This is a genomic window from Suttonella ornithocola (assembly GCF_001889065.1).
GTDB lineage: Bacteria > Pseudomonadota > Gammaproteobacteria > Cardiobacteriales > Cardiobacteriaceae > Suttonella_A > Suttonella_A ornithocola.
The window spans coordinates 1-2,430 of record NZ_LWHB01000192.1 but is presented as its reverse complement, the minus strand read 5'-3'; the positions used below and the strand labels follow the sequence as shown (position 1 = coordinate 2,430).

The following is a 2,430-nucleotide window of genomic DNA, read 5'->3' as shown; positions in this document are numbered from 1 at the left end:
GGACAATGCCGCTTTTCATAAACGCAGTGATATTCAAGCAATCATTGAAGAGCATGGGCATGAGATAGTTTGGTTACCCCCTTATAGTCCAGACTTAAATCCTATTGAAAAGATGTGGGCTTGGATTAAGCAAATAGCAAAGAATGGCGGATGGATTGTATTGATACTTTATTCTTTTATCTGCTTTGGATTGGGTTGGGTTTTAGATGATTGCACTATAACGGTATTGAAAATCCGCAAGTATTTCCCGTGTCTGCCCGCACTACTTATCTGTTTAGACAAAATCGGCTGAATCCTGATTTATTAACCCGCAGTGAAAGAGGAATGTTGAGAGAGCTAGAAGAGCTTTTTGTTGACGTGGAAAGCATGGATATGACGCGTGTGATGCCATTAAACCGCAATGTGCGTGAAGCGTTAGCGAATAAGAACTTGCATAAGGCGGAGCATCGTAGCGGTATTGCAGCAGTAGAAACCATGATTGATGACTATATCAATAAATACAATCTGCCTTATCGCGTTAGCCGTGCTTACGATATGCTGAAAAAAATTATTGTTGACGCTAGCAATGAGAATGAACTGGATAGAAATTTACAGTTAAGCAAAGAGGAATTCGAGCAGCTTTCTTCAGCTATTGCGCAGTTGAAAGCACAGGAAGATAAAGGTTTTGCCACTCAAGGATTTATCGATGGCTTAAAAAATAAGGAGATTGGCTTATCAGATAAAGCGGTTGCGCAATTTAACAAAGGCGAAACCAAAGTGCGGATGCAGGTTAATGATTTTGGTAGGCGATTTAGTGGCAAAAGTGAACCCCATCGAGCAGAACAAATGTTGAGTGATTTACAGCGTGATGTGCAATATGCCTTCAATAATATGATGATTGAGTATGAGCGAATTGCTTCTGAGGAGAGTGAGCAGGTTCGCCTCAATTTAGAACAAGAATTTCAACGATATATTGTTAACCAATTTTCTGCTTTGGCAAATGAACAGCTGAAATTGCCTGCATTAGCGAATTTGTCTCAGCGTATCCAAAATTTGGGTGGAAAAATGTTTGAAAGTAGTCTGCAGTCTCATGAAACAAAGGAAAAAGTTAGGGAGGAAAAAAAGCGTGTAGAGAGAAAAGAAAAAGTTGGATGGTTTTCTACATGGAAGGTTTGGACATGGGGGGATGAATATACTGTCGATGATGAAGAAATTATTGAGCATCGTGAGCAATATGTTTTGTTGGATGAAATTTGGCAAGCTAGACAAAGCACCATTTATGAATATATCGATAGTTTTACTCGCAATATTAAAGAGAAAGTGAAGCAAGATAGCGAAAATCTGACCGAACAAGGCGTGCGATTTATGGAAAATGTCTTTAAGCCTGAATTTGACCGCATTTTGAATGAATTAGAGCAGAAAGTTGGTAATCAACATTTATTAAAGGAACAAATTGCTATTGCAGAAACGAATTTGGAAAAAATTCAGTCTTTCAAAGAAAAATTGAATCAAATTTTAGCGGTATAGGAGAAAAGCAAGATGAATAAGTCCGTTTTTTTAGCAAATTTAAAAAATAAAAAGTTTCCAGCCGAGCAGAATGAAGCAGAACTTTCTCAATTAGCAGATGCTGAATTTGATGTCGAAGATAATCAAGAATTTCCTATTGAAGTGAATAACGAAGTTTTTAATCGTGAATGTGCAAAAGCAGAACATTATTTTACTCAGAAGCGCTGTCAGAAATTAATTGAATTGAAAAAGAAATTGCAAAAGATAGGTGCAGAGGGCTTTACAATACAAGCAGAACCAGCTTCATCTGCAAAGGAACAAATAAATGTCAATCAATATGATGCTGAAGCCTTATTGATGGATTTTGTTCCCAATGAACGTTTAAAAGATGCTGTTGTGCAAAAAGATATTGGGCGCTTGCGTTCATTGTTAATGGCGGATATCAATAATAATCGTTTGGATATTAGAGAAGTATTACAGACAATTTTTTATATTTACCGCCATGCACCAGAGGTATTTGAAGCATATACGATTAGCAAATTCCATCCAGAGATTAGCCAAAATGAAGCCGACTGGAATTATGAATACTTTATGCTTTTACAAAGTTATCTAAATGCGAATTTTGCCTTAGAGCGGTTGTTGCATCTTTACAATATCCGCGATTATAGTCAAATCAGCTAAAAAACAGAACGTTATCTACCGCCAGAATGGCTAGATAAGGCTATAGGATGTTTTGTTTTTTAGCTGATCGCACTATAACGCATAAAAAAAGATTAACCAACATCCAAAAGCCGACACAGAGAAAAGAGAGCACTTTCAAGAACAAATAGTAGATAAGACCGCTCAAGACAAACCGATAGTCTATCTTGATGAATGTGGTTTTAAAGCCTTTGCTCATAGACCTTATGGCTACAGCACAAAAGKACAAGTTTGTCATGGAAGTGA

At 37.2% G+C, this 2,430-nt stretch carries 3 protein-coding genes; all 3 read left to right on the top strand.

The window, feature by feature from the left end; translation table 11 throughout:
* Window positions 1–292 (top strand): transposase (locus A5N85_RS17855; RefSeq protein ID WP_211268212.1); only part of this gene is annotated, 292 nt, incomplete at its 5' end.
* Window positions 250–1,506, top strand: a complete 1,257-nt coding sequence (locus A5N85_RS12545; protein WP_143143295.1) for a hypothetical protein — start codon at window positions 250–252, stop codon at window positions 1,504–1,506. The genes A5N85_RS17855 and A5N85_RS12545, both read left to right, overlap by 43 nt.
* 12 nt (window positions 1,507–1,518) lie before the next feature.
* Window positions 1,519–2,166: a hypothetical protein gene (locus A5N85_RS12540; protein ID WP_072577513.1), complete on the top strand. Its 648-nt coding sequence runs from the start codon at window positions 1,519–1,521 to the stop codon at window positions 2,164–2,166.
* Window positions 2,167–2,430: the final 264 nt, after the last annotated feature.

What these genes read in the sequence shown, in the direction of transcription:
- A5N85_RS12540 (WP_072577513.1), top strand. Translation starts at nt 1,519, where the DNA reads ATGAATAAGTCCGTTTTTTTAGCAAATTTAAAAAATAAAAAGTTTCCA.